We start from the raw sequence: 20640 nt of genomic DNA on the forward strand, positions 1-20640 counted from the left end.
TGCGCGCCTGCGCGCGTCACGCGGCGGGCGCGCTCGACGCCAGATGGCCGAGCGGCAGCGGCCCGTTGCGCTTGAACGTCGTGAGCACGATGTTCGAGCGAACGCTGTCGACGCCCGGCACCCGCATCAGCTTCTTCATCACGAACGACGACAGCGCATTCAGATCCGGCGCGACGATCCTGAGCAGATAATCGGCGTCGCCGACCACCGCGTGGCATTCGAGCACTTCCGGCAGCACGTCGATCTGCTGCTGGAACTGCTCGATGATCGAATCGCCGTGATGCTTGAGCTTCAGGCTCGTGAACGCGGTGACGCCAAGCCCGAGCCGCTCGGGCCGCAGCACGACGCGGTAGCCGTCGATCACGCCCGCCGCCTCGAGCCGCTGCAGCCGCCGGCCGATCTGCGACGGCGAAAGCGGCACCTCTTCGCCCAGTTGCTGATGCGTCGCGCGGCCGAAGCGCTGCAGCACGTCGAGCAGCGCCAAATCGAAGTGATCGAGTTCCAGCATGAGGATTCTCCGCGTAGTTGTGCATTTTGATGCATGATTATCGCATTTATAGGCCAATATACGCCTACTTTGCGTCCAATCCGCGCGAACCCCGCTCTACACTTGCATGCATCCTCACCACTGATGCGAAGCAAGGCGTACACCATGTCCACCGTCGTCACCGCGAAACTGAAGGAACAGTTCGACGCGGGCCTCGAAACCCGCGCCGATTTCACCATCGATCAGCCGCTCGCCCGCTACGGCGGCGTCGACCATGCGATGTGGAAACAGTTGTATACGCGGCAGGCGGCGCTGCTGCGCGGCCGCGCGTGCGACGCGTTCATCGACGGCCTCGCGCGCATCGGTCTCGCGCCCGGGCGCGTGCCGTCATTCGCCGACGTGAACCGCCGGCTCGAGCCCGCGACCGGCTGGCGCATCGTCGCGGTGCCGGGCCTCGTGCCGGACGCCATCTTCTTCGAGCATCTCGCGAACCGGCGGTTTCCGGTCACCTGGTGGATGCGTCGCCCGGATCAGCTCGATTATCTACAGGAGCCGGACTGCTTCCACGATCTGTTCGGCCACGTGCCGCTCCTGATCGATCCCGTATTCGCCGACTACATGCACGCATACGGCCGCGCGGCGCTCGGCGTTGCCCGCGATCCGCGCGCGCTCGCGCTTCTCGCGCGCCTCTATTGGTATACGGTCGAATTCGGCCTGATCCGCGGCGCGCGCGGCGAAAACGGGTTGCGGATCTACGGCGCGGGCATCGTGTCGAGCAAGGGCGAGACGCTCTACAGCCTCGAAAGCGCGTCGCCGAACCGGATCGGCTTCGATCTCGAGCGCGTGATGCGGACCCGCTACCGGATCGACACGTTCCAGAAGACCTACTTCGTGATCGACGATTTCGCGCAGCTCTTCGCGCTCGCCGACGTCGACGCGCGCGCGCTCGCCGCGCGGCTCGCCGACGCGCCCGAGCATGCGGCGGGCGCCGTGCTTGACGGCGATCATGTGCTTACGCGCGGCACGGGCGAAGGCTGGGCAACCGACACAGACGCTTGACGAACAATTATGAAAGAATGGCCGATACGGCGCCCCGCCGCGCGAACGGGCACGGCCGCGCCGCCATCGGACGAGGTATGAAAATGATTCACAAGCTCACATCGGAAGAACGCAAGACGCAACTCGCAAGCCTGCCTCACTGGACCGCCGTTCCCGGCCGCGACGCGATCCAGCGCAGCCTTCGCTTCGCCGATTTCAACGAAGCATTCGGCTTCATGACGCGCGTCGCGATCAAGGCGCAGGAAATGGATCACCATCCCGAGTGGTTCAACGTCTACAGCCGCGTCGACGTCACGCTGTCGACGCACGACGCCAATGGTCTCACCGAGCGCGACATCAAGCTCGCGCATTTCATCGACGAAGTGGGCAAGCACGCGAAGGCTGCGTGATTACCCTGATGAGGATTCGATTTCGAATCGTCAACGTATCGCTTTCCGTAAGCGTTTTCTATGCTGAATAAAGCGAAAGCCTTCAGCTTTCCAAGCCGTTGTTAAGTAGAACGTAAGCGTCCCATGCGTTGCGCGCTTCAGGGTCCAATCCTTCCAGTTGCAGCGCACTTTGGCGCTGTACAATCAGCAACGCATACGGTTTGGAAAGCGCGCTAGCCTCTTCGCAGAGTTCGAGTTCGTCGCCGCTCGACGGCGAGCGGGCCCGCCAGAAATTGATCGCGGCTTCGAGTTCATGGATCGAGATGTCGGACATGATCGAAAGGTTCGTTGCTGGCCGTCCCGCTCGTTGCCGGGCCCCCGACGTTTTCGTGGAAACGGCGTCGTGCTGTCCCGCGTGCCTGAACCGCCAACCCATTGTACTTGAGCGAATCTCATGCGACTCCTTCTGATCGAAGACGACCGCCCCATCGCACGCGGCATTCAAAGCAGCCTCGAACAAGCCGGCTTCACGGTCGACATGGTTCACGACGGCATCTTTGCCGAGCAGGCGCTCGCGCAAAACCGCCACGAACTCGTGATCCTCGACCTCGGCCTGCCCGGCATCGACGGCATGACACTCCTGTCGCGCTTCCGCCAGACCAACCGCCACACGCCCGTCATCGTGCTGACCGCGCGCGACGAGCTGAACGATCGCGTGCAGGGCCTCAATTCGGGCGCCGACGACTACATGCTCAAGCCGTTCGAGCCCGCCGAGCTCGAAGCGCGGATTCGCGCGGTGATGCGCCGCAGCGGCCCGCACAGCGACATGCCGCGCCCGGAAGTGTCGCTCGGCGGCGTGCGCCTGTCGGGCGTCGATCGCCGCATCTTCAACGACGACAAGCCGCTCGAGCTTTCGCCGCGCGAATTCGCGGTGCTCGAAATGCTGCTGCTGCGCCACGGCCGCGTCGTCAGCAAGGCGCAACTGCAGGATCACCTGACGCACTTCGGCGGCGATCTCGGCGACACCGCGATCGAAGTCTACGTGCACCGGGTGCGCAAGAAGCTCGAGCAGTGCCGTGTCGAGATCGTCACGGTGCGCGGCTTCGGCTATCTGCTGCAGGAAATACGCCAGACCGCGAGCGTCTGACGGTCTGACGCCGCATGCTCGACCCGCGCCGCTTCGCGAAGCGGCGCTTATTCTTTTCTTTCGCGCGATGTCCCCTGATCCGGCTGTGACCAGCCTGCGCCGCACGCTGCTGCGGCGCCTAGCCGCGCCGCTGTCGATGCTCGCGCTGATGAGCGGCCTCATTGCGTACTGGCTCGCGTGGCAATACACGCAGCACGTCGTCGACCGCTCGCTCGCCGATCTCGCAGCGGCAATCTCGAAGCAGATCCAGATCGCCGGCCCCGACGCGCCGTTCACGGTGCCGCCGCTCGCGCAGGCGATGTTCTCCGATCCGACCGAACAGTTGATCTACCGGATCAGCGACGGCGAGCACGAACTCGCCGGCGATCCGAAGCTGCCGCTGCAGGGCGCGAGCGTGCGCCGGATGCACGTCGCGTACGTGTTCGAGGCCGAATACGACAACCAGGCGGTGCGCGTCGCGCAGGTGCGGGTCGAGCAGACGGAAAGCGGCAATCCGATGATCGTCGAGGTCGCGCAGCCGGTGCGCTACCGCTACCGGATCGCGGCGGAATTCCTGATCGCGATCATGATGCCGCTGCTGTTGCTGCTGCTCGCCGGCTGGGGGATCGTGTGGCGCGTCGTCAATCAGCAGCTCGGCCCGCTCACGCATCTCGCCGATTCGCTGAACCGGCAGACTCACACGTCGCTCGAGCCCGTCGACGAAACCGAGGTGCCGCTCGAGATCCGGCCGCTCACGAGCGCGATGAACGCGCTGCTCGGCCGCCTGAAGACCGCGCTCGATGCGCAGCGCAAATTCATCGCCGACGCCGCGCACCAGCTCCGCACGCCGCTCACCGCCATCAAGCTGCACGCGGAGCAGGCGGCCGTCGCGCGCGATCCGCAGCAGGCGCTGACCGCGGTGCGCGAGTTGCGCTCGGCGGCCGACCGCGCGGTGCGGCTGTCGAATCAATTGCTGTCGCTCGCGCGCGCGGAGCCGGGCGAGCAGGCCGCCCGCTTCGTCGACGTCGATCTCGCCGGCCTCGCGTTCGAAACCGGCGCCGAATGGGTGCCGCGCGCGCTCGCCGCGCACGTCGACCTCGGCTTTCAACGCGGCGACGGCCGCGCCGACGACGAGCCGCTCGTCGTGCGCGGCAATCCGGTGCTGCTGCGCGAAGTGATCGCGAACCTGCTCGACAATGCGTTGAAGTACGTGCCGCTCGCGCGGCCGCAAGGCGCGCGGATCACGGTGGACGTCTCGCGGATCGCGCTCGACGACGGCAAGGCGGCGGCCGAGATCGTCGTCGAGGACAACGGCTCGGGCGTGAGCGCCGCGCAGCAGGCGGACCTGTTCAAGCGCTTCTTCCGCGGCGACGCGCAGAGCGGCAACGGCGTCGAGACGGGCGCGGGCCTCGGCCTCGCGATCGTCCACGACATCATCGCGATGCACGGCGGCACGGTATCGTATGCGGACGCGCCCGAAGGCGGCTCGCGCTTCGTCGTGCGCGTGCCGCTCGCGGACAAGCCGTCCGCGCCGGCGCCGCATCCGTCCGAATCGCCGACCGCTTCGGTCTGAAGCAATCGCAGCGTGCGCGGCTTGCGCCCGCACGCTGCGGCGCGACGCAACTCGACGCGCACGGTCGAGCCGCAAACGCACCGCGCTATCGCGCCGTCTTTCTTCGCAATCCGGAACGTCGACGCGAGGCTTGAAGGCCGCACTCGCGGCAATCGGCGCCGCGCCGAACGGCGCGCGCCGCCAGGCGTCACTTCTTCTTTTTCTTGTCCTTGCCGCCCTTCTTCGCCTTCCTCTTTTTCTTGCCTTCGCCGTCTTCCGACGTTGCAAGCAGCGTGCCCCGGCACGTCGCCGTGCCGCAACGGCACGCGTATTCGCGCTTGAGCTTCTTCGTCAGGCGCGCATCGATCACGAGCCCGTAGTCGTAGAACAGTTCTTCCTGCTCGTCGATGTCGCGCAGCGCATGGATGTACACGCGCCCGCCCACCTCCTCGGCTTCGCAGTTCGGCGCGCACGAATGGTTGATCCAGCGCGCGCTGTTGCCGTCGATCTTGCCGTCGATCACGCCGCCCTCTTCGAGCGCGAAGTAGAACGTGTGATTCGGATCGTTCGGGTCGTGCGGATGGCGGCGCAGCGCCTCTTTCCACGAGATCCGCTCGCCCTTGTATTCGACTACGCGCTCCCCCGCCTTGATCGGTGCCGCGGCGAATACGCCCTTGCCGTGAACGCCCGAGCGGCGTACCACGATCCTGCGTGAACTCATCGAACGAATCCTTTGAAGACGACTTGGAACTGAAACGATCGCGCCGCGCATTGCGCGCCGGTCGCGCGGCTTCGTCCGTCGCGCCGCGTGCGGCGTGGGATGCCGCGCGCGGCGCCGGGTGCGAATCACCCGAATCCTACACGGTAGGGATTGCTTCGTTCAACATCGAATGGCCGCTCGATGCGCGAAGTCGCGCGAAATCCGCCCGAATCGCCAACTTTCGGCCGCATCGACAATCGAATCGGCATGCGCGGCGCTCAACGCTGGCTGAACGACACGTCGCCGAACAACGCCTTGTGCTCGCGCGGCTGCGAACGCCAGTACTGCGGCGGCGCACTGACCGTCGCACCGAGTTGCGCGGCCGCATGCCACGGCCAGCGCGGATCGTAGAGCATCGCGCGCGCCATCGCGACGAAATCCGCGTCGCCCGCTTCGATCACGCGATTTGCGTGCTCGGGATCGGAGATGAGGCCAACGGCGATCGTCGGCAGCTCCACCGCGCGCTTGACCGCCTGCGCGAACGGCACCTGATAGCCGGGCGACACCGGAATATTCTGAAGCGGCGACACGCCGCCCGACGATACGTCGACCCAGTCGCAACCGCGCCGCTTCAGTTCGCGCGCGAACGCGATCGTATCGTCGAGCTCCCAGCCGCCCGCCACCCAATCGGTCGCGGACACGCGCACGCCAACCGGACGATCGTCCGGAAACGCCGCGCGCACCGCGTCGAACACTTCGAGCGGAAAGCGCATCCGGTTTTCGAGCGAGCCGCCGTACGAATCGGCGCGACGGTTCGCGAGCGGCGACAGGAACTGATGCAGCAGATAGCCGTGCGCCGCATGGACTTCGAGCGCGTCGATGCCGAGACGCGCCGCGCGCTTCGCGGATTCGACGAACGCGCGACGAACGCGCTCGAGCCCCGCCGCGTCGAGCGCGAGCGGCGACGGCTCGTGCTCCCGATGCGCAACGGCGGAAGGCGCAAGCGGCTGCCAGCCGCCCCGGTCGACGGGAATCAGTTGTCCGCCGTTCCACGGCACGTCGCTCGACGCCTTGCGGCCCGCGTGCGACAACTGCATCGCGACGCGAATCGGCGAATGCTTGCGGACCGCCGCGAGCACGGGTTCGAACGCGGCTTCCGTCGCGTCGTTCCACAAGCCGAGATCCGCAGGCGAAATGCGGCCGTCGGGCTCGACCGCCGTCGCTTCGATGCAAAGCAGCCCCGCCCCGGACAACGCGAAGTGACCGAGATGAATCATGTGCCATGCGCGCGCCTCGCCGTTTTCGGCCGAATACTGGCACATCGGCGAAATCACGATGCGATTGGGAAGCGTCACGCCGCGCAGCGTGAACGAAGAAAACAACGCACTCATGGCAGCCGCCCTCACGAACGAGTCGAGCGGCCGAGGTTAGCATGCAGCGCAAAAGCTTGCCGCGGACGCGACGGCGCGGGCATGGAAATGGAATTCGGTGGAAACGGCCAGCGCCAGCGATCGACAGCGAACCCGATGCCGTTTTCGTTTCGGACGAGCGCGGCCGCCCTGTTGCGCTATCGCCCTACAGCCCGACGAAATCGAGCCACTCGCCGAACATCCCGCGCGCCGCGCATTCGAGCGTCGGACCGAGTTGCGCGGTCTGTTCGCGCAATCGTTTCGCGTCGGTGCCGGGCGTCGCCGCGATCTCGCCCGCATGGCCGATCAGCCAGGGCTCGAAGCGGTCCGCGCGGATCTCCGGATGGCATTGGAGCGCGAGCACGTGCGTGCCCCACGAGAAAGCCTGGTTGCGGCACGCCGGCGTCGACGCGAGATGAATCGCGCCCGCAGGCAGATCGAACGTGTCGCCGTGCCAATGCAGCATCGACGTGATCGCACCGTCGACGTGGCGCAGCGGCGACGCGCGCCCGGCATCCGTCAGCGTGAGCGGGGTCCAGCCGAGCTCCTTCGCCGCGGCCGGATACACGCGCGCGCCGAGCGCCCGCGCGATCAACTGCGCGCCGAGGCAGACGCCAAGCGTCGGCAAGCCGGCTTCGATCCGCTTGCCGACGAGCGCCGCGAGCGGCGCCGTCGTCGGATACAGATCGTCGTCGTAGGCACTGACCGGTCCGCCGAGCACGACGAGCAGCGACGGTTCGAGCGCGTCGAGCACCTCGACGCGGGAGGCGCCGACATCGACGTACCGCACGCGCCGGCCGCGCTCGCCGAGCACCTGCTCGAAACTCCCGAGGTCCTCGAAATGCACGTGGCGAATCGCGACGACTTCAGCGTTCATCAGCGCCTCCGGGCACGGCCGAGCGTTCGCTCGACGCGCATCACGCCTGCGCGAAGAGTTTCCAGGTCTTCTTCTGCGTCAGGGCATCCGCTTCCTCGTGCACCGCGCAATCGAGACGCAGATCGCTGTCCGCCATCGCCAGATCGAGCAGCGAGCAGCGGTACGTCGGCTTGCGCGCCGCCTTGCCCGGCTGGAAATGCTTGCACGTCACGCACATGCGGTGCGGCGGAATGTCGCCGTTGACCTGCAGCTCGCGCAGCGTCTTCAGCAGCGCGCGATACAGCACGCCCTGCTCGTCGCCGCCGAGCGTGCCGACCGCCTTCGACAGGAAGTCCGGCCACTGCAGCGCCTTCTTCGCCGCCGTGCGGCCGCGCGCGCTCAGACGCACCGCGAGCGCGCGGCCGTCGTCGAGTGCGCGACGCTTCTCGACAAGCCCCTTGTGCTCGAGCGTGCTCACCGCGTCGCTCGTCGTCGCGGCGGTCAACTGCGTTTCGCGCGCAATCTCGCCCAAACGCATCGGCCCTTTGCGCTGGAGCAGCAGCACGAGGATTTCACCCTGCGTCGGCGTCAACCCCGCGCCTTCCGCCCAATCCCATGCCTGGCTCCGCATAGCCGTGCTCAACCGCAACAGGCTGTGGGTCACTCGCCCCGCAGCCTGGTTCCCGTAAACACCTTCGCTCATAGTCTTTTCGCTGTTGCCGGCCGTCTTTCGAAGGCGGCCGTTTGTGGGGAGATCAGGTCTCGATCTCTGTCTCAAAAGGGCGCACCCGGGCGAGCGCGTCCGACATGTTCGCCGCGAGGCACACGCCGCGAACCTGCACGCGGTTTCAGCACCCCCGTCGGCGCCGACCACCGCGAAGCCGACATTCTAAGCGAGAGCGGAAAATCGCACAGCTAAGTTATCCCGCCAAACCTGTGGATAACCACCGAATAACCACAGGAACGGACTGTGCGCCGTTTCTTGACAACCTGCCGCACAGGCGAGCCGAAAAAAATTCCGTCCCGGCGCGTCCGCCGGAATTCCGGCGCGATCCGCATCGTTGTCAATGTCACAGGTCTTTGACTTTGTGGCGAAATATCAAGTTATCCACAGAATCGGCGGAGGCTTGTTAACTACTACTACGTTTACATACGTATACGTCGAGGTAAACCTGAACCGGTGCTCGTCGAGTGCGAGGATTTGCAAAACTATTTTTCACTCGCGCCACCGCAGGCACTGCTGGCGAACCGTTTCGTTCAGTGATTTTTCCTGCTTGAAGATCGTCCGCAGCCACGACGCGTCGTTCACGCGCGCCTTCGCGAGCGCGCCGATCTCGTCGAGCGCCGCGCGCGAGCCGAGCGCAGCCGCATGCGGCGCAATGCGATCGAGCGTGTCGAGGATGTCCTCGGCGATCGTCCGGCGTTCTCCCGTCTGCGGATTCACGCAAGTGCCCTCGAGCCCGAAGCGGCACGCTTCGAAACGGTTGAACGTGTAGACGAGATAGTCGTCCTCCGACAGCTTGAGCGGCCGGTCGATCAGCAGATAGCGCGCGAGCGTCTGGATGTAGCACGCGATCGCGGCCGCGCGGTCGACCGACAGCGGCGTGTCCATCACGCGCACCTCGATCGTTCCGTAGCCGGGCTTCGGGCGGATGTCCCAGTAGAAGTCCTTCATGCTGTTGACGACGCCCGTGTTCACCATCTTCGTGAAGTATTCCTCGAAGCCGTGCCAGGTGAGCACGAACGGCGCGCGGCCCGACAACGGAAACGCGAACACGGAATTGAGGCGTGCCGAATGAAATCCGGTGTCGACGTTCTGCACGTATGGCGAGGACGCCGAAAGCGCAATGAAATGCGGAATGAAGCGCGACAGCGAGTGCAGCAGGAACAACGCGCTGTCGGCGTCCGGACAGCCGATGTGCACGTGCTGGCCGAACACCGTGAACTGCTTCGCGAGGTAGCCGTACAGCTCGGAGATGTACTGGAAGCGCGGCGCGTCGAAGATCTGCCGCTCGCTCCATTGCTGGAACGCGTGCGTGCCGCCGCCGCAGAGGCCGACGTTGAGCTGGTCGGCCGCGTTGACGAGCGTGTCGCGGATGGCGTGCAGTTCGCCCAATGCCTGATCGTGCGTTCTGCATATGCCCGTCGACAGCTCGATCATGCTTTCGGTGATCTCCGGCGTGATGTTGCCGGGAAATTTCGCATCCTTGATGAGCCGCATCAGATCGGACGACGCTTTAGTCAGATCGTAGTTGTGCGTATTGACGATCTGGATTTCGAGCTCGATGCCGAACGTGAACGGTTCGGAATTGACGAAGGTTTCGAGTGCCATGGCGTGGTTCCGGATAACGGGGCGGTAAGCGTCGGGCGCGCGGATCAGCTCGCGTCGCGCCGCTCGCCGACGGCCGACAGGCTGCGATAGACGACAGGCGGCCCGATCAATTGCAGCACGACGATCGAGCACATGATGACCGCGCGCAGGCGCGGATCGAAATTCGGGTAGAGCTGGTAGGTGTCGTCGACGAGCAGGTACGCGAGCGCCGACATCGGCACGAGCGAGAAGCCGAGCGCGACGCCCTGCTTCACGCCGAGGCCGCTCGGCTTCGCGAACGCGAGCACGCCGACGAGCTTCGCGACAAAGCGTGTCGCGATCAGCGCGCCCGCGACGAGCCCGCCCGCGACGACGTCCTGCCATTCGAACGACGTGAGCGTCAGCACGAACAGGATCACAGTGAGAAGCCAGCCGGCCGTGCCGAAATGCTCGGGCCACAACTGCGGACGCGCTTCGAGATTCTTCACGATGATGCCGGCGAGCAGCAGCGTGAGCATCGTCGACAGCTTGAGCACCTGCGCGACCGCAATCGCCAGCACGACGAGGCCGAACAGCGCGACGAACGAATGCTCGTCGCGCATCGTCGCGGCGACGTGCCTGAACAGATAATTGCATGCGCGAGCGAACAGATACGCGACGATGAACGAGCCGGCGAGCAGATAGATCGGTTGCAGGATCGTCGCGAACACGTTGCCGTACGCTTCCTGATGCAGCCAGCTCGTGACGAGCTTCGTCAGCACGACCGCGTAGACGCTGTTCAGCGCGGACAGCGTGATGAGCCGCTGCGACACCTGCCCTTCCGCGCGCAATTCCGTCTTCAACTGGATCACCATCGCGGGCGACGTCGAGATCGCGATCGCCGCGAGCACGAGCGCGATCATCCCCGGCACCTTGAGCAGCAGCAGCACCGCGAGCACGAGCACGAACGTGAGCGTCGCCTCCGCGAGACTCGACGCGATGAGCCACGGGTTGCGGCGGATCCAGCGCAGGTCGAGCCGGCTGCCGAGCTCGAACAGCAGCAGGCCGAGCGCGACGTTGACGAGGAGCCGCGACGTGTCGTCGGTGCTCGCGTCGATCACGCCGAAGCCGAACGAGCCGGCGATGAGGCCGATCACCGCATAGCCCGTGATGCGCGGCAGGCGCCATGCGCGATAGCAGAGCTCGCCGCAGAGGCCGGCGGCGAAGAGCGCGAAGCCGGCCCAGAAAATCGCATCCGGGACGAGCGGCCAGTTGGGTAGAAACGAGAACGCTGACTTCATCGTGGTGACTTCTCCTTTGGAAGGCAACCTCCGGCGACGCGGATCGAGCGAGTCGAGCGAATGATGCGCGCTGGATGAGGGGTTGCCCTGTCGTTCGTTGTTCTGTACGACCGTTAGGACATGGGGTAAGCCCGCGTCGCTGAAAAGGGTGCGGTCAGTCGGGCTTGCGGCCGATCCGGGTCGGCCTGACGTGTGCGAATGGACAGCGCGATCTCAAATTCTCAGATTCGAATTCGAGCCGGCCGTTCCGTTGATGCCATCGTGGCGCTGCGCCACGACATGCGTGAAGGAAACCGATTGTGCCACAGGTCTTCCGGTCCGGATGGAAATCGGGCAGACGGTGGCCGATTGCAGGAGGCTAACCTCTTTATCTTGAGGTAAACCTGTATACATATGTAGTAAGAGTTAACAAGGCGGCCGATTTTCTGTGGATAACCCGCGTTTACGTCGGCGGATCATGTACTTGCGGACCGCATAACCGGATGCACAGCCTGTTTGCCCGCACAGAGTTTCGATGAGCAACTTTTTCGGGTCTGTGCGGCTGTGCGAAGTTACCCCGTTTACGTCCACATCGGTTGCACAGCGGTTGAGCGGGAAATTCGCGCGGTTATCCACAGGGCTGCGTGGATAACCGGCTGGCGCGTCTGTGATGGCCGTCGCCGCGAGCGGCTCAGGCGACGCGGCCGTGCCGCAATGCGCGAACGAGGAAGCGGGCCGGGTCGATCGCTTCGGCGAGTTCGCGTTCGAGCGGCCACGGCTCCCCTTCGATCTGCGCGGCGATCAGCTCGGCGCCGAGCGTCGCCCAGACGAGCCCGCGCGAGCCGTAGCCGAATGCGCCGTAGAGGCCTGTCGCGCGCGGCACGTCGCGCAGTCTCGCGCCCGCCAGCGCGGCCGCATCGCGAGCGGCCGCCGCTTCGTCGCCGAGCTCGCCGACGAGCGGCAATCGGTCGCTCGCGACGCAGCGAAAGCCGACGCGGCCCGTGAGCGCGAGCGTATCGGGCGCGTTCGCGGAAAATGCCGGCAGCAGCCGTTCGAGCCGCTCGAGGTTTTCGCGATGGCCGGCTTCGCGCAGCGCCGCATCCGTGTCGTCCGGCTCGTAGGTCGCGCCCGTCAGCGTGACGCCGTTCGCGAGCGGCAAGACGTAGCCGTCGCCGATCACGGGCAGCGGCACGGCGGGCGCGCTGCCCGGCGGCAGCAGCGTCAACTGGCCACGCACGCGCTGCGTCGGCGCGTGCCGCAGGCCGGCGACGCGCGCGGCATCGGCCGCATTCGCGACGATGACGACGCTCGCCTGCGCAATCGTCGCGCCCGATGCGTCGAGCGCGCGCCAGCGGCCGTCGCCGCCGCGCTCGAGCCGCGCGACTTCGACGCCGACGATACGCGAAAGCCTGTCGCCCGCCGCCGCGCACTGCGCGGCCGCGAGCGCGGCGGGGCTGATCGAGCCGCCTTGCGGAAACAGCCAGCCGCCGTGCGCGACGTCGGTTCGCAACAGCGCTTGCGCGTCATCGCGCGACAGCGTCGATGCGAGCTCGGCCGGCACGCCGAGCGCGTCGATGCTCTCGCGCATCCGCGCGAATTCGTCGTCCGATGTCGCGAGCTGCACGAGGCCATGCGCGCTGCGCGCGAACGCGTGGCCGGCGCGCTCGAGCGCGCGCCAGCGATTCAGCGCGTGCAGGAAGCCGGCGCGCGACAGACGGGCCGCGAGGTTGTCGTCGCGCGCGATCATCGGGTGGAACACGCCGGCGGGGTTGCCTGACGCCTCGCTCGCGATCCGTTCGCGGCGCTCGATCAGCGTCACGTGCCAGCCGCGCGCGGCGAGCCGTTCGACGAGCGCGCATCCGGCGAGCCCCGCGCCGATCACGATGGCATCGCGCGTGCCGACGTCGAGCGCGCGCGGCGGCTCATGGCGCCGCACGCGCCAGCGCGGCGCGAACTCGCCGACGAGCATCGCGCGCTTGCCGGCGAAGCCCTTGACTTTCCGATGCGCGAAACCCGCTTCGTCGAGCGCGCGCTTGACGGCGCCCGAGCTCGTGTAGGTCGCGAACGTCGCGTGGTCGTCGGCGAGCTTCGCGAGCGACTTGAAGATCGCGGGCGACCACAAATCCGCGTTCTTCGACGGCGCGAAGCCGTCGAGATAGAACGCGTCCGCGCGCAGCGCGAGATTGCGCAGCACGTCGAGCGCGTCGCCGAACACGAGCGTGAGCGTGACGCGCCCATCGTCGAATTCGAGGCGATGCACGCCCGGCGTCAGCGGGGGCCATGCGTTCGCGAGCGCGTCGACGAGCGGCTCGATGGTTGTATATGCAACGATATGCGCGGCCGCGCGACGCAGATCGCCGCGCGCGAACGGATGCTTTTCGACCGACACGAAGTGAAGCCGCTCGCCGTGCGACGGATCAGCGCGCCATGCGGCCCATGTCGCAAGAAAGTTGCAGCCGGTGCCGAAACCCGTCTCGACGATCGTGAAAGTTCGCTTGTTCCGCCAGCGTTCGGGCAGGCCGTTGCCGCGGATGAACACGTGATCGGCCTGGGCGAGCGCGCCGGCCGCGCTGTGGTAGATGTCGCCGTAGAGGGGCGAGACGACGGTGCCGTCTTCGCGAAAGACGAGCGTCGCCGGAACGATTCGATCGGTCATGCGAAACAAAAAAGAAGGCGGCGAAAATGCGGCGAACCGCCGCGAAAGCCCCGTCCCGCCTGGCGTTGGCAAAATCCAACGAAACCGCGTGCGGGCTTCGGCCGAGCCGCGGCAAAGCCGGCTCGCGCGGCGCGAAAGCCGCGCGGAACGCGGCTAACTCGACAAAATTCGCTCGAAAATCTTTGAAACCCTTGTCGTTATTGGGTTTGCGCTGCGCTATCATAGCAAGCGCCGTATCGCGGAGCTGCCAGGAGGCAAACCCGACGGTGCGTTGCGCGGTGCAATACTTTGCGCCGTGCCGTTGCCACACACTATAGACGGCACGGTTCGCGCACGTATAATCGGCGCGTTCGCGCTGTTCGTGTCAACCTAACCTGGAAAGGAACCTTAATGAACAAACAGGAACTGATCGACGCCGTCGCCGCCCAAACGGGCGCCAGCAAGGCTCAAACCGGCGAAACGCTGGACACGCTCCTCGAAGTGATCAAGAAGGCTGTGTCGAAAGGCGACTCAGTTCAACTGATCGGCTTTGGCAGCTTCGGTTCGGGCAAGCGCGCAGCGCGCACCGGCCGTAACCCCAAGACGGGCGAGACCATCAAGATCCCGGCAGCCAAGACGGTCAAGTTCACGGCTGGCAAGGCGTTCAAGGACGCAGTGAACAAGCGCTGAAACGAGCTGTTCGCGAACAAAAAACCCGCTGGAAGCAGCGGGTTTTTTCTTTTCGGCGCGGCTTTTTTGCCACGCCGCATCGCCTTTTTCAATCTTTGACGATCAGTGGCGGTGGACGATTTCGGCGTCGTCGCCGCGGTCGTGATCATGATCGTGGTGGTCATGGTCGTGGTCGTGGTCGTGGTCATGATCGTCGACGTCCCACGCCGGGAACGGATCCGCGTAGCTCGTCCACGCGTCCTTGCCTTGCGCGTACTCCGCGTCGGTGAGCAGGCACGCGTCGAACTTCGCGCGCCACGCCGCCGCGTCGAGCCCGACGCCGATCAGCACGAACTCCTGCCGGCGATCGCCGATCGAGGTGTCGGCGAGGTCGCCGTGCCAGTCCGCGACGATCTCGTCGTACAGCGCGTCGCCCTCCTCCGGCCATTCGGCGCGATCCTGCGCCGCCCACCAGTGCCCGGCCGGACCGTGCCGGCACACGCCGCCCGCCTGCGACAGCGAGCCCGCGATGTCGTTGCGCGTCGCGAGCCAGAAGAATCCCTTGCTGCGCAGCACGCCTTTCCATTCTTCGTGCAGGAGCGCCCAGAGCCGCTCCGGATGGAATGGCCGGCGCGCGCGATAGACGAAGTGGCCGATGCCGTATTCGTCGGCCTCGCTGTGCATGTGGCCATCGCCTTGATCGCATTCGTCCTCATCGTCGCCGTGCCGATGCTCGAGCGACGCGAGCCAGCCCGGCGCGTTCGCGGCCGCGTCGAAATCGAAGCGGCCGGTGTTGACCACTTCGGCGAGCGGCACGTCGCCGAAGCGGCTCACGATCTGCCGCGCGCGCGGATTCAGGTTCGCGAGGATCCGCTGCAGGCGCGCGAGTGCGTCGGCGTCGACGAGATCCGCCTTGTTGATGACGAGCACGTCGCAGAATTCGATCTGCTCGATCAGCAGTTCGACGAGCGTGCGGTCGTCCTCGGCGGTGGCGGCGAGGCCGTGCTCCGCGAGCGCGTCATCGCGCGCGTAGTCGCGCAGGAAGTTGAACGCGTCGACGACGGTGACCATCGTGTCGAGGCGTGCGACGTCCTCGAGCGACGAGCCGTCGTCGTCGACGAACGTGAAGGTCTCGGCGATCGGCATCGGCTCGGCGATGCCCGTCGATTCGATCAGGATCGCGTCGAAGCGGTTTTCGGCCGCGAGGCGGCGGATCTCGACGAGCAGATCGTCGCGCAGCGTGCAGCAGATGCATCCGTTCGACATCTCGACGAGATGCTCCTCGACGTGCGACAACTCGGCCGCGTCGCGCACGAGCGTCGCGTCGACGCTGACGGCGCCGAGATCGTTGACGATCACGGCGACCTTCAGGCCGTCGCGATTCGCGAGGATGTGATTGAGCAGCGTGGTCTTGCCGGCGCCGAGGAAGCCGGACAGCACGGTGACGGGCAACGGCTGGTTCATTGCGGTGCGCACCAACGAAAAAAGCGGGAAGCGAGCCGCCGCGCCCCGGGGACGGGGGCGCCGGCGGGAAAGCCGCATTGTGCATCAAATATGGACAGACGGCCGCGCGCGGCCCGGCGCGCTAGCGCTGCGCGCTTTGCGTATCCTGCGTGGCGGGCGCGGGCATCAGCTTCCATCGAACGAGAATGTCGGCGATCTGCCGCGCGTACTTGTCGCGCAGCGAAGGCGTTTCCGAATGGTACGCGCCGACCGCCTGCCACGTGTTGCCGTACTTGTCCATCTTGCTGCGCAGATGCCAGGCGGCAATATAGACGCTCTTGCACGGCTCCATCAGCGTGTTCTTCGTGATCCCGTAGCGGGACAGCGTCGGCAGATGGATCGAGTTGATCTGCATGAGGCCGTAGTCGGTCGATCCGTTCGCGTTCTTGTTGAGCGCCTCCGGACGATTATGCGATTCCTGCCACGCGATCGCGCGCAGGATCAGCGGGTTCACCTTCTGGTACTTTGCGGCTTCGTCGTAACAGTCGGCGCGAGCCGGCGCGCTGGCGAACCATGCGCCGGCGGCGAACATCGCGATAATGACGAATCGCTTCCCCATCTGGAAATGAACCGGTGAATTGTTTTACGCTTCGCAGAAGGCCGGGAAAACCCGCACGCGCTTTTCGCGCGATGCCGCTCCGGCCGCCCGTATCATACCTGCAACCGAACGGTTCGCCACGCGGGGAGGCCACTCGGTTGGTTCGGACTACGGCGTTTGCCAAGCACGTTTATACCGCATTATCGTGCCGGCGCTGGTCGAAACTTCGCGTGCGAAAACTTACGTGCGGCATACGCGCCCGATTTTTTTATGGCGTAAGTGAGACAGTTCCCGGTTCAATGTGATATTTCGGACATGAAAAACTGCTAATGTCTGCTTTTTTGATCCTGACCTTACGTAATACCATCGGAAACGGTCGCCGCCGGCATCGATCCATCACTCCATGACAAGAACTCGCTTTGCTTTGCGGCGCGTCGCAACGGCGCTCGTCGTCGCCGGAATTGTCGCCGCGCAGGCCGCTCACGCTCAGGTCACGCTCAATTTCGTCAATGCGGACATCGACCAGGTCGCGAAGGCGATCGGCGCCGCGACGGGCAAGACGATCATCGTCGACCCGCGCGTCAAGGGACAGTTGAACCTCGTCGCCGAACGCCCCGTGCCGGAAGACCAGGCGTTGAAGACGCTGCAGTCCGCGCTCCGGATGCAAGGTTTCGCGCTCGTCCAGGATCACGGCGTCCTGAAGGTCGTGCCGGAAGCCGACGCGAAGCTGCAGGGCGTGCCGACCTACATCGGCAACGCGCCGCAGGCGCGCGGCGACCAGGTCGTCACGCAAGTGTTCGAGCTGCGCAACGAATCGGCCAACAACTTGCTTCCGGTGCTGCGCCCGCTGATCTCGCCGAACAACACGATCACCGCGTATCCGGCCAACAACACGATCGTCATCACCGATTACGCGGACAACGTGCGCCGGATCGCGCAGATCATCGCGGGCGTCGACAGCGCGGCGGGCTCGCAGGTCGCCGTCGTGCCGCTGAAGAACGCGAATGCGATCGACATCGCCGCGCAACTCACGAAGCTGCTCGATCCGGGCGCGATCGGCAACACCGACGCGACGCTGAAAGTCACCGTGCAGGCCGATCCGCGGACCAACGCGCTGCTGTTGCGCGCGTCGAACGCGCAGCGCCTCGCCGCGGCGAAGAAGATCGCGCAGCAGCTCGACGCGCCGAGCGGCGTGCCGGGCAACATGCACGTCGTGCCGCTGCGCAACGCCGAAGCGGTGAAGCTCGCGAAGACGCTGCGCGGGATGCTCGGCAAGGGCGGCGAGAGCGGCTCGTCGGCGAGCTCGAACGACGCGAATGCGTTCAATCAGGGCGGCTCGCAGAGCGGCTCGAACTTCTCGACGGGCACGTCGGGCACCCCGCCGCTGCCGTCGGGGCTGTCGTCGTCGAGCACGTCGGGCGGCACGGGCGGCACGATGGGCGGCGGCGGGCTCGGCAACGCCGGCCTGCTGGGCGGCGACAAGGACAAGAGCGACGAGAATCAGCCGGGCGGCATGATCCAGGCCGACGCGGCGACGAACTCGCTCATCATCACCGCGTCGGACCCGGTATACCGGAACCTGCGCGCGGTGATCGACCAGCTCGATTTCCGGCGTGCGCAGGTGTATATCGAGGCGCTCATCGTCGAGCTGAACTCGAATACGGCCGGCAATCTCGGTATCCAGTGGCAGGTGGCGAGCGGCGCGCTGCTCGCCGGCACGAATCTCGCGGCCACCGCCGGCACCATTACGGGCAACAGCATCATCAACCTGACGGCTGGAAATGGCACGTCCACCGGAGCCGGGGTGGCCGCCAATCTCACCAGCCTCAACCAGGGGCTCAACGTCGGCTGGCTGCACAACATGTTCGGCGTGCAGGGGCTCGGCGCGCTGCTGCAGTACTTCGCAGGCGTGAGCGACGCGAACGTGCTGTCGACGCCGAACCTGATCACGCTCGACAACGAAGAGGCGAAAATCGTCGTCGGCGAGAACGTGCCGATCCCGACGGGCTCGTATTCGAACCTGACGAGCGGCACCACGAACAATGCGTTCAACACATACGATCGGCGAGACGTCGGCCTCACGCTGCACGTGAAGCCGCAAATCACCGACGGCGGCATCCTGAAGCTGCAGCTCTACACCGAGGATTCGGCGGTGGAGACTTCGACGCAAAATGCCGTGACGGGGCCGTCTTTCACCAAGCGTTCGATCCAGTCGACGATTCTCGCGGACAACGGCGAAATCATCGTGCTGGGCGGGTTGATGCAGGACAGTTACCAGGTTGCCAACAGCAAGGTGCCGCTTCTCGGCGACATTCCCTGGCTCGGGCAGTTGTTCCGTTCGGAAAGCAAGCAGCGGAAGAAGACGAACCTGATGGTGTTCCTGCGCCCGGTGATCATCAATGACCGCGAGACCGCGCAGGCGGTGACGGCGAATCGTTACGACTATATCCAGGGCGTGACGGGCTCGTACAAATCGGACAACAACGTCATCCGCGACAAGGACGACCCGGTCGTCCCGCCGATGCCGCTCGGCCCGAGCCAGGGCGGTTCGCCCGCGATGAACCTGTTCGATCTCGACAAGATGCGCCGTCAACAGCTCGCGCCGCCCGCGCCCGCCAGCGCGCCCGCGGCGGCGAGCAACGCCGGCAGCGCATCGCCGGGAGCCCGTCCGTGACGCAGGCGCTCGCGCAAGGCACTCAGGATCAGCCGGCCGCCGGCGCGCCGTCGCCGCTCGCCGCGCGGCTGTTGCCGTACGGCTTCGCGAAGTCCGGCCAGATCCTGATCGCGCACCAGCACGCGGACACGCTCGAAGTGTGGATCAGCGAGCGCACGAGCCCGGCCGCGCTCGCCGAGGTCGCGCGCAACTTCGGCGCGATCTCGTTGCAGCGCGTACCGGCCGACGAGCTCGCGCAGGCGATCAACCACGCGTACGCGCGCCAGGACGGCAGCGCCGCGCAGATCGTCGGCGAGGTCGAGGGCGAGGTCGATCTGTCGCGGCTGATGCAGGACATCCCCGAGGTCGAGGATCTGCTCGAATCGGAGGACGACGCGCCGATCATCCGGATGATCAACGCGCTGCTCACGCAAGCGGCGCGCGAGCAGGCGTCGGACATCCACATCGAGCCGTTCGAGAATGCGTCGGTGGTGCGCTTTCGCGTCGACGGCACGCTGCGCGACGTCGTGCGGCCGAAGAAAGCACTGCACGGCGCGCTGATCTCGCGGATCAAGATCATGGCGCAGCTCGACATCGCCGAGAAGCGCCTGCCGCAGGACGGCCGGATCACGCTGCGCGTGGGCGGGCGGCCCGTCGATGTGCGGGTGTCGACGCTGCCGACCGGGCACGGCGAGCGCGCGGTGCTGCGTCTGCTGGAGAAGGATGCGCAGCGGCTGAACCTCGAAGCGCTCGGCATGGGCCGTGACACGCTCGTGCAGTTCGACAAGCTGATCTCGCGCCCGCACGGCATCGTGCTCGTCACGGGGCCGACCGGCTCGGGCAAGACGACGACGCTGTACGCGTCGATGTCGCGGCTCGAGACCGCGACGACCAACATCATGACCGTCGAGGACCCGATCGAATACGATCTGTCCGGCATCGGCCAGACGCAGGTGAACGAGCGGATCGGGATGACGTTCGCGCGCGCGCTGCGCTCGATCCTGCGCCAGGACCCGGACATCATCATGATCGGCGAAATCCGCGATCTCGAGACCGCGCAAATCGCGGTGCAGGCGTCGCTGACGGGCCACCTGGTGCTCGCGACGCTGCACACGAACGATGCGGCGTCGGCCGTCACGCGTCTCACGGACATGGGCGTCGAGCCGTATCTGCTCGCGTCGTCGCTGCTCGGCGTGCTCGCGCAGCGCCTCGTGCGCCAGCTCTGCCCGGTGTGCAAGGAGGAGCGGCGCGAGGACGGCCGCGCGGTCTGGCACCCGGTCGGCTGCGACAAGTGCGGGCATTCGGGCTACACGGGACGCCGCGGCGTGTATGAGCTGCTCACCGTTGACGATTCGATCCGCTCGCTGATCCACCGCAACGCGGCCGACGCCGAGATTCTCGCGACCGGCCGCGCGAACGGGATGCGCACGCTGCGCGACGACGCCGAGCGCTGGCTCGCGGCGGGGGCGACGTCGCTCGAGGAAGTGCTGCGCGTGACGGGAGGCGCATAGCGTC

General features: G+C 66.1%; 19 protein-coding genes. 8 read left to right on the plus strand and 11 right to left on the minus strand.

Annotated elements, in window-relative coordinates; translation table 11 throughout:
• Positions 1-16: 16 nt before the first annotated feature.
• Positions 17-508: an Lrp/AsnC family transcriptional regulator gene (locus WT16_RS16980; RefSeq protein ID WP_059933127.1), complete on the minus strand. Its 492-nt coding sequence runs from the start codon at positions 506-508 to the stop codon at positions 17-19.
• A gap of 144 nt (positions 509-652) precedes the next feature.
• Here WT16_RS16980 and phhA point away from each other — a divergent pair, with 144 nt between their 5' ends.
• Positions 653-1546: a phenylalanine 4-monooxygenase gene (phhA, locus tag WT16_RS16985; protein ID WP_063533878.1), complete on the plus strand. Its 894-nt coding sequence runs from the start codon at positions 653-655 to the stop codon at positions 1544-1546.
• A gap of 17 nt (positions 1547-1563) precedes the next feature.
• Positions 1564-1935 carry a 4a-hydroxytetrahydrobiopterin dehydratase gene (locus tag WT16_RS16990; RefSeq protein ID WP_258006885.1) on the plus strand — a complete coding sequence of 124 codons (372 nt, stop codon included), beginning with the start codon at positions 1564-1566 and terminating at the stop codon, positions 1933-1935.
• An 82-nt stretch (positions 1936-2017) separates the two neighbouring features.
• Here WT16_RS16990 and WT16_RS16995 read toward each other — a convergent pair whose 3' ends face one another.
• Positions 2018-2248, minus strand: coding sequence for a DUF3717 domain-containing protein (locus WT16_RS16995; protein WP_059933124.1), 231 nt, complete (start codon positions 2246-2248; stop codon positions 2018-2020).
• A gap of 120 nt (positions 2249-2368) precedes the next feature.
• Between WT16_RS16995 and WT16_RS17000 the strand changes: the two genes are divergently transcribed.
• Positions 2369-3061 (plus strand): response regulator transcription factor, encoded by a 693-nt coding sequence (locus WT16_RS17000; RefSeq protein ID WP_004195796.1) that lies wholly within the window; start codon positions 2369-2371, stop codon positions 3059-3061.
• An 85-nt stretch (positions 3062-3146) separates the two neighbouring features.
• Entirely contained in the window at positions 3147-4613 is a 1467-nt protein-coding gene (locus WT16_RS17005; protein WP_006023966.1) for a sensor histidine kinase, read from the plus strand.
• Positions 4614-4800: 187 nt separating this feature from the next.
• Here the strand turns inward: WT16_RS17005 and WT16_RS17010 are convergent, their stop codons facing one another.
• The 4 genes from WT16_RS17010 to WT16_RS17025 all read right to left on the minus strand — a co-directional run bounded on the left by WT16_RS17010 (position 4801) and on the right by WT16_RS17025 (position 8260).
• Positions 4801-5313, minus strand: coding sequence for an SET domain-containing protein-lysine N-methyltransferase (locus WT16_RS17010; protein WP_009914042.1), 513 nt, complete (start codon positions 5311-5313; stop codon positions 4801-4803).
• Positions 5314-5570: 257 nt separating this feature from the next.
• Positions 5571-6683, minus strand: a complete 1113-nt coding sequence (locus WT16_RS17015; RefSeq protein WP_063533743.1) for an NADH:flavin oxidoreductase/NADH oxidase — start codon at positions 6681-6683, stop codon at positions 5571-5573.
• A gap of 184 nt (positions 6684-6867) precedes the next feature.
• Entirely contained in the window at positions 6868-7578 is a 711-nt protein-coding gene (locus tag WT16_RS17020; protein WP_063533744.1) for a glutamine amidotransferase, read from the minus strand.
• 40 nt (positions 7579-7618) lie between these two features.
• Positions 7619-8260, minus strand: coding sequence for a MarR family winged helix-turn-helix transcriptional regulator (locus WT16_RS17025; RefSeq protein WP_041861548.1), 642 nt, complete (start codon positions 8258-8260; stop codon positions 7619-7621).
• Here WT16_RS17025 and WT16_RS31635 point away from each other — a divergent pair.
• Complete coding sequence (locus tag WT16_RS31635) at positions 8213-8476, plus strand: hypothetical protein (RefSeq protein ID WP_009914046.1); 264 nt, start codon at positions 8213-8215, stop codon at positions 8474-8476. The genes WT16_RS17025 and WT16_RS31635 overlap by 48 nt on opposite strands.
• A 297-nt stretch (positions 8477-8773) precedes the next feature.
• Here WT16_RS31635 and WT16_RS17030 read toward each other — a convergent pair whose 3' ends face one another.
• From WT16_RS17030 to mnmC, 3 genes are all read right to left on the minus strand, one after another.
• Positions 8774-9889 (minus strand): YbdK family carboxylate-amine ligase, encoded by a 1116-nt coding sequence (locus WT16_RS17030; RefSeq protein ID WP_006023971.1) that lies wholly within the window; start codon positions 9887-9889, stop codon positions 8774-8776.
• A 44-nt stretch (positions 9890-9933) separates the two neighbouring features.
• Positions 9934-11148, minus strand: coding sequence for a cation:proton antiporter (locus tag WT16_RS17035; protein ID WP_059933116.1), 1215 nt, complete (start codon positions 11146-11148; stop codon positions 9934-9936).
• A 670-nt stretch (positions 11149-11818) separates the two neighbouring features.
• Entirely contained in the window at positions 11819-13783 is a 1965-nt protein-coding gene (gene mnmC, locus WT16_RS17040) for a bifunctional tRNA (5-methylaminomethyl-2-thiouridine)(34)-methyltransferase MnmD/FAD-dependent 5-carboxymethylaminomethyl-2-thiouridine(34) oxidoreductase MnmC (protein WP_063533745.1), read from the minus strand.
• Positions 13784-14173: 390 nt separating this feature from the next.
• Between mnmC and WT16_RS17045 the strand changes: the two genes are divergently transcribed.
• Positions 14174-14452, plus strand: a complete 279-nt coding sequence (locus WT16_RS17045) for an HU family DNA-binding protein (protein WP_004195781.1) — start codon at positions 14174-14176, stop codon at positions 14450-14452.
• Positions 14453-14554: 102 nt separating this feature from the next.
• Here WT16_RS17045 and WT16_RS17050 read toward each other — a convergent pair whose 3' ends face one another.
• Both WT16_RS17050 and WT16_RS17055 read right to left on the minus strand, forming a co-directional pair.
• Positions 14555-15895, minus strand: coding sequence for a GTP-binding protein (locus WT16_RS17050; protein ID WP_063533746.1), 1341 nt, complete (start codon positions 15893-15895; stop codon positions 14555-14557).
• A gap of 121 nt (positions 15896-16016) precedes the next feature.
• Complete coding sequence (locus tag WT16_RS17055) at positions 16017-16493, minus strand: lytic transglycosylase domain-containing protein (RefSeq protein WP_063533747.1); 477 nt, start codon at positions 16491-16493, stop codon at positions 16017-16019.
• 382 nt (positions 16494-16875) lie between these two features.
• Between WT16_RS17055 and gspD the strand changes: the two genes are divergently transcribed.
• Complete coding sequence (gspD, locus tag WT16_RS17060) at positions 16876-19146, plus strand: type II secretion system secretin GspD (protein ID WP_082874837.1); 2271 nt, start codon at positions 16876-16878, stop codon at positions 19144-19146.
• Positions 19143-20636: a type II secretion system ATPase GspE gene (gene gspE, locus WT16_RS17065; protein WP_041861546.1), complete on the plus strand. Its 1494-nt coding sequence runs from the start codon at positions 19143-19145 to the stop codon at positions 20634-20636. Before gspD ends, gspE begins: the two co-directional genes overlap by 4 nt.
• Positions 20637-20640: the final 4 nt, after the last annotated feature.

It is taken from the genome of Burkholderia sp. MSMB1589WGS (genome assembly GCF_001636105.1).
Classification (GTDB): domain Bacteria; phylum Pseudomonadota; class Gammaproteobacteria; order Burkholderiales; family Burkholderiaceae; genus Burkholderia; species Burkholderia humptydooensis.

Excerpts from the sequence above, each read along its gene's own strand:
- phhA (WP_063533878.1), top strand. The coding sequence starts at position 653 with ATGTCCACCGTCGTCACCGCGAAACTGAAGGAACAGTTCGACGCGGGC.
- WT16_RS17045 (WP_004195781.1), top strand. The coding sequence starts at position 14,174 with ATGAACAAACAGGAACTGATCGACGCCGTCGCCGCCCAAACGGGCGCC.
- WT16_RS17035 (WP_059933116.1), bottom strand. The coding sequence starts at position 11,148 with ATGAAGTCAGCGTTCTCGTTTCTACCCAACTGGCCGCTCGTCCCGGAT.
- WT16_RS17015 (WP_063533743.1), bottom strand. The coding sequence starts at position 6,683 with ATGAGTGCGTTGTTTTCTTCGTTCACGCTGCGCGGCGTGACGCTTCCC.
- gspD (WP_082874837.1), top strand. The coding sequence starts at position 16,876 with ATGACAAGAACTCGCTTTGCTTTGCGGCGCGTCGCAACGGCGCTCGTC.
- WT16_RS17025 (WP_041861548.1), bottom strand. The coding sequence starts at position 8,260 with ATGAGCGAAGGTGTTTACGGGAACCAGGCTGCGGGGCGAGTGACCCAC.
- WT16_RS16990 (WP_258006885.1), top strand. The coding sequence starts at position 1,564 with ATGGCCGATACGGCGCCCCGCCGCGCGAACGGGCACGGCCGCGCCGCC.
- WT16_RS16995 (WP_059933124.1), bottom strand. The coding sequence starts at position 2,248 with ATGTCCGACATCTCGATCCATGAACTCGAAGCCGCGATCAATTTCTGG.
- WT16_RS17030 (WP_006023971.1), bottom strand. The coding sequence starts at position 9,889 with ATGGCACTCGAAACCTTCGTCAATTCCGAACCGTTCACGTTCGGCATC.
- WT16_RS16980 (WP_059933127.1), bottom strand. The coding sequence starts at position 508 with ATGCTGGAACTCGATCACTTCGATTTGGCGCTGCTCGACGTGCTGCAG.
- WT16_RS17000 (WP_004195796.1), top strand. The coding sequence starts at position 2,369 with ATGCGACTCCTTCTGATCGAAGACGACCGCCCCATCGCACGCGGCATT.
- WT16_RS17050 (WP_063533746.1), bottom strand. The coding sequence starts at position 15,895 with ATGAACCAGCCGTTGCCCGTCACCGTGCTGTCCGGCTTCCTCGGCGCC.
- WT16_RS17010 (WP_009914042.1), bottom strand. The coding sequence starts at position 5,313 with ATGAGTTCACGCAGGATCGTGGTACGCCGCTCGGGCGTTCACGGCAAG.
- mnmC (WP_063533745.1), bottom strand. The coding sequence starts at position 13,783 with ATGACCGATCGAATCGTTCCGGCGACGCTCGTCTTTCGCGAAGACGGC.
- WT16_RS17055 (WP_063533747.1), bottom strand. The coding sequence starts at position 16,493 with ATGGGGAAGCGATTCGTCATTATCGCGATGTTCGCCGCCGGCGCATGG.
- WT16_RS17020 (WP_063533744.1), bottom strand. The coding sequence starts at position 7,578 with ATGAACGCTGAAGTCGTCGCGATTCGCCACGTGCATTTCGAGGACCTC.